This window comes from Bartonella sp. AA83SXKL, assembly GCF_042196965.1.
Taxonomy (GTDB): Bacteria; Pseudomonadota; Alphaproteobacteria; order Rhizobiales; family Rhizobiaceae; genus Bartonella.
In genome coordinates this window covers 1-5,063 of record NZ_JBHIRG010000044.1, presented here as the reverse complement: position 1 = coordinate 5,063, position 5,063 = coordinate 1, and the positions used below count along the sequence as shown (strand labels likewise).

8 protein-coding genes and 1 pseudogene are annotated in these 5,063 nt (G+C 38.9%); 5 read left to right on the top strand and 4 right to left on the bottom strand.

The genetic code is table 11. From position 1 onward, the window contains the following. The 4 genes and pseudogenes from ACFINO_RS09000 to ACFINO_RS08985 form a co-directional block, all read left to right on the top strand. Nucleotides 1-702: pseudogene (locus ACFINO_RS09000) on the top strand (late control protein); the annotation flags it as partial. 315 nt (nt 703-1,017) lie between these two features. Further along, on the top strand, nt 1,018-1,617 hold the full coding sequence (locus tag ACFINO_RS08995) for an antA/AntB antirepressor family protein (RefSeq protein ID WP_375655493.1): 600 nt from the start codon (nt 1,018-1,020) through the stop codon (nt 1,615-1,617). A gap of 252 nt (nt 1,618-1,869) precedes the next feature. Then, nucleotides 1,870-2,601 (top strand): antA/AntB antirepressor family protein, encoded by a 732-nt coding sequence (locus ACFINO_RS08990; RefSeq protein ID WP_375655492.1) that lies wholly within the window; start codon nt 1,870-1,872, stop codon nt 2,599-2,601. Then, nucleotides 2,598-2,876 carry a hypothetical protein gene (locus tag ACFINO_RS08985; protein ID WP_375655491.1) on the top strand — a complete coding sequence of 93 codons (279 nt, stop codon included), beginning with the start codon at nt 2,598-2,600 and terminating at the stop codon, nt 2,874-2,876. Before ACFINO_RS08990 ends, ACFINO_RS08985 begins: the two co-directional genes overlap by 4 nt. Nucleotides 2,877-2,918: 42 nt before the next feature. On the opposite strand, the gene ACFINO_RS08980 is transcribed toward ACFINO_RS08985, so the two are convergent. From ACFINO_RS08980 to ACFINO_RS08965, 4 genes are all read right to left on the bottom strand, one after another. Further along, nucleotides 2,919-3,239, bottom strand: coding sequence for an addiction module antidote protein (locus ACFINO_RS08980; RefSeq protein ID WP_375635100.1), 321 nt, complete (start codon nt 3,237-3,239; stop codon nt 2,919-2,921). Next, nucleotides 3,226-3,528 carry a type II toxin-antitoxin system RelE/ParE family toxin gene (locus ACFINO_RS08975; RefSeq protein ID WP_375655494.1) on the bottom strand — a complete coding sequence of 101 codons (303 nt, stop codon included), beginning with the start codon at nt 3,526-3,528 and terminating at the stop codon, nt 3,226-3,228. Before ACFINO_RS08975 ends, ACFINO_RS08980 begins: the two co-directional genes overlap by 14 nt. A 111-nt stretch (nt 3,529-3,639) precedes the next feature. After that, the gene (locus tag ACFINO_RS08970; protein ID WP_345117319.1) at nt 3,640-3,966 is read right to left on the bottom strand and encodes a type II toxin-antitoxin system PemK/MazF family toxin; all 327 of its coding nucleotides are present in this window, start codon (nt 3,964-3,966) and stop codon (nt 3,640-3,642) included. Continuing rightward, nucleotides 3,963-4,187 carry an antitoxin MazE family protein gene (locus tag ACFINO_RS08965; RefSeq protein ID WP_375635099.1) on the bottom strand — a complete coding sequence of 75 codons (225 nt, stop codon included), beginning with the start codon at nt 4,185-4,187 and terminating at the stop codon, nt 3,963-3,965. Before ACFINO_RS08965 ends, ACFINO_RS08970 begins: the two co-directional genes overlap by 4 nt. A 142-nt stretch (nt 4,188-4,329) precedes the next feature. On the opposite strand from ACFINO_RS08965, the gene ACFINO_RS08960 reads away from it, so the two are divergent. Then, nucleotides 4,330-4,992, top strand: coding sequence for a lysozyme (locus tag ACFINO_RS08960; protein ID WP_375655490.1), 663 nt, complete (start codon nt 4,330-4,332; stop codon nt 4,990-4,992). Nucleotides 4,993-5,063 lie beyond the last annotated feature (71 nt).

Below are 5,063 nucleotides of genomic sequence, written 5' to 3'. Positions count from 1 at the left end.
CATTGTACCTCTTGGGATTTTAAATACAGTGCGCGTGATGAAGCAGGTGCAGCCAATGGCTTAGAAACAGATGTGGGGGACGACCAAAAAGCCGCGGCTGATGCACGAGAACCAGAAGAGATTGAGGAAGGTGAAGATGTTATCCATATGGATGACAATGACGCCCCCAATTTGCCTAAAGCAGAGACGGAAGCCAAAACACCTGAAAATCAAGAGCAAGAAGAAGAGAAAAAAGGCGGTGTTATTGCAAACTATCACGATATTCGCACTGGTGAAAAAAAAGAAGTCAAGGTTGGTAAAGAGCCTTTTCATGAACTCAAATACACCTACCACAATCAATCAGAAGCTGTTGCGGCCATTGCTGCTTATCGCAATAAATCATCACGCGGTAAGTCTTCTTTCTCATGTGATATCGGTGGTGATCCGTTTGTACAAGCAGAAGCAAAACTTGTTCAAGAGCCCCCTTTCCGCCCCTATATTCCAGCAGAATGGCGTATCAAAAGTGTTAAGCACAAACTTGATAAAACGGGTGGTTACACCACAAAAATAGAGTGCGAACTTTTTGATAAAGCGCAAGAAGATGCGGCTGGAAACGTTGCAAACACCACACCAGACAAGGACGATACCCTTGATCCAAACGCTCCACCAAACGCATGCGACGAAGGTGAAGGCGTTATCCATATGGATGAGGAAGACAGATAAGTCAAATTAGCAAAAATGTAAAAAATCTCGAAAACCGCTTGACATTATTTCTGTAATGTGTATTTTCGAATCAGGTGCCTCAAAAACACCTTAAAATACACAGCGGGTGGATTGCCGAACCAATCTCTTTTCCGCACATTAAAGACTTTGACTTGTTATATGCTACATGCGTATAATGACATTGTCGGGTGTGGTTATGCTATACAATACCCTTTTGGGAAAAGCATAACGACGGACTGTGTACCGTGTTTTTGAGCACCCGGCACTTTTTTATTGAGTGTCAATCAAAAACGTCTAATTACACAGGAGTTCATAATGAACACTCTTATAAAAATTACAGAACAGGTCATTGATGGTGATACTGTTCAAACAGTAAATGCACGTAATCTGCACGCATTCTTAGAGGCAAAACGAGACTTTTCCAATTGGATTACTGACCGTATCAAAAAATATAATTTATTAGAAAATCATGATTTTGTTTGCTCGCCAAATCTGGCGAGCAAAGGTAGAGGTGGTCACAATCGTAAAGATTATCATCTAACTTTAAGTGTAGCAAAAGAGCTTTCTATGCTTGAAAACAATAAGAAAGGTAGAGAGGCTCGTTTATACTTTATCAAATGCGAACGGCTTTTGAAGCAAGTAACAACACCACAAATACCTGCACCACAAGTTGACTACTCTAAACCCGAAGCATTACTTGGTGTCTTGAATCACTTACAAACTCAAATTGAGCAGAAAGACCATGTTATTGCTGAACTAACTCCAAAAGCAGAGGCACTTGAGGGTCTAAAGCGTTCTGATGGTTTGTTCGGTCTTATCGAAGCAGCGAAGATGCTTGAAGTACGACCAAAGGACTTAACCGATTATTTTTATAAAAATATTACGTTCCCACTTGACAATGTGGCGACAATATGAATAATCGAATCAGGTGCTTGAAAAACACCTTAAATACCAAGCGGGCGAGCTACCGAGATAGTTTATTTTCCGCACATTAAAGGCTTTGACTCATTGTATGTTACACGCATATAATGATATTGTCGGGTGTGGTTACGCTATACAATACTCTTTACGAGAAAAGCGTAACGACGGACTTGGTACCGTGTTTTTCAGCGCCCGGCACTTTGTTAAAAGTGTCAATGAAAAACGTCTATTACCAAGGAGTTCATTATGAACACACTTATAGAAATATCAGAACAGGTTATTGATCAGGAAACTGTTCAAACTGTTAATGCGCGTGAGTTGCACGCATTTTTGGAAATTACATCAAAGTTTGCAGACTGGATTAAAAATCGCATTAAAGAATGTAAGTTTCTGGAAAATATAAACTTTATAACGCTTTCTAAAAATTTAGAAAACGGTGGAAAGGTAAAAGAATACCACATTACATTAGACATGGCTAAACATCTTTCGATGATAGAGCGTAATGATAAAGGGCATGAAGCGCGTCAATACTTTATCAAATGCGAACGGCTTTTGAAACAAGTAGCAACCCCACAAGTTGACTACTCCAAACCCGAAGCATTACTTGGTGTTTTAAATCACTTACAAAATCAAATCGAACAGAAAGATCATGTTATCGCTGAATTAGCACCAAAAGCAAAAGCTTTGGAAGGTTTAAAGCGCTCTGATGGGTTGTTTGGTCTTATCGAAGCAGCGAAAATGCTTGAAGTACGACCAAAGGACTTAACCGATTATTTGCGTAAACATGACTGGGTCTATCGCCGTGCTCCAGGAGCGCCTCTGTTACCTTATCAGGACAAGATCAAGAAAGGATTTATGGATTGTCCTGCTATCACCATTCAAAGACCGGATGGTACAGAAAAGGTGCTCCCTTCAACGAAAATCACATCTAGAGGATTGGCATGTTTGAGAGAACAAATCCATGGAGGTGTACAATGAAGATAGATACCAACTTCTTATGCGATTTATGGATAGCATTATCTCGATTTTCTAGACATGAAAATATGAGCGATAAAGATTGTACTGCTCTAGTTGACACTATGAGTGTAATAGAAAAAGCTTTGATTTCAAAACTTCAGGATGAACTACCCAATATTACAAAGATTTTAGCAATTCTTACAGATTTTGGAGATTCAGAGTTACCGCATAGCATGGATTCTTTGTTACGCGCTTATGAACCAAATTTCGAGAGCCCCATTAAAAAGGTTGCTTAAGTAAAAAATATGCCCCTCCCCGTTCTCAAAATGGGGAGGTGGTTAAGATGCTTCTTCTAAAGTTGTCTGCTCCTTACAATTCTTTTGAATAGGTGTCAAACTCATTTGCAAATCTAATGCACTTAAAACACTAAGAAAAGTAGAAAGCCGTGGATCACCTTTATCGCTTAAAGAACGATAAAGAGACTCGCGATTTAGTCCTGTTTCTTGAGAAACAGCTTTCATTCCTTGTTTACGCGCAATAATGCCTAATACATGTGCAATATAACCGCTATTTTTGGTTTCTAAAGCATCATCTAATAAGATCTTAAAGTCTTCAGGTGTATTAAAATATTCACTTACATCAAATTTAGTAATTTCCATGTTTCATTTCCTTTACTAATTGAAGGGCTTTTTCGATATCTTTTTGTTGTGTGGATTTATCACCAGCATTTAATAACAAAATGATTTTTTTCCCTTGTTTTACAAAATAAATCCTATAGCCTGGTCCATAATTTATTTTTAGTTCACCAATGCCACGGAAATATTTCACGTCTCCTAGAAGCCCATATTCAAGGCGGAAAATACGTGCAGCAATTTTCTTTTGCACTTGTTTGTCTTTTAACGAATCTAACCACTCTGTAAAATAGTGTGTTTTTTTAACAATAAACATTTGTAGTTTATATGCTACATAATAGATAATGTCAAATACATTCTTTTGTTCCAATGAAAAAGCTACATGAAGCTTAACCAAGCTATCTTTCCGAAGAAAAAAATCCAATTTTTATTTTACTATTCCTAAAAATACAGCCAAACAACGTTCAATCTCCAGCATTTCCTTTGCTTGAAGAGAGCCAAAAATGGAACTCATTTTGTCACATCTTACCGTCATAATCTTATCAATCATTACTTGCGAAGGTTTTTGCAAACCATTTTTAGCGTTTGGCTGAATCGTAATGCGGAGTAATGGCGCATCAACAAGTGTACTTGTAATTGGTAAAACCGTCATGCTGGTATGTTCACTAAATTGATTAGCTTGAATGATCAATGCGGGTCTTGGTTTACCAAAATCACCTTGTATCGCTATTGTTACCAGAGAACCACGCATCATTCTGTCCAACCATCAACATCCATTAAAGATTGATCCATAAACAACTGTATAGATGTATCAGCTTTATCCATTTTTGCTACTAAGCGACATTGGCGGCGACACTCTTCTGCAAAATTTGGCTGGCGTGTATCTGGAACCCAAATCTGCATTAAGCGCAAACCTGCTTTTCTTTGCGTATTGCGGTGTTTTTGAACCCGTTCATTAACGTGCATTGTAGCCATAACAAAATCTCCATTATGTTTCATGTAACGTATAACACAGAAAAAAGTTACATGAAACGAGATTTTTAATAAAAGGCAATAATTGCAATTTTTAATATTCACTCATCCCCGCCTTGTGTGGGGCTTTTTTATGGAGCAACACATGCGAAAAATATCATCAGAAGGGCTAGCACTTATCAAACAATGGGAAGGCTTGCGTTTAAACGCCTACAAAGATACCATTGGTGTGTGGACAATAGGTTATGGACATACAAACAATGCTGGAAAGCCTTTTATTTACGAAGGCATGACCATCACGGAAAAGCAAGCAGAAGAACTTCTTTGCCAAGACTTAAGACAATTTGAAAATGTCGTTGAACGCGCTGTTACAGTTTCATTAACAGATGAACAATTCGCGGCGTTAGTGTCGTTTTGCTATAATGTAGGAACAGGAGCCTTTTGTAACTCGACACTGTTAAAAAAGCTCAATCAAGGTGAATATGAAGCTGTCCCTGCCGAGCTACAGAAATGGACCAAAGCAGGTGGGAAGCGTCTTGAAGGTCTCGCACACCGGCGTGCGGCAGAAACAGGCTTATGGGCAAAAGGGGCTTATGTTTCCTCCAATTATCAAACAGTAGAAACGCAAGCACCAACAGGGCTTTTCAAAGCCGAAGCCCTTGCACCGATTATTGGTTCTTTTTCTGGGCTTGGAGGCTTATTAGCAGGAAATGGACCAATCCAATGGGCTTTGGCCACCATTATGATTTTAGCCGCATGTGCTGGTATTTTCTTTGTTGCTAAACGCTTTCAGGAGCATCGTCTATGATCTTATGGATGAAAAGAAATCTGATGATAACAGGCGCGGCTTTAGTCGCTTTTTTTATTGCATTAGCAAGA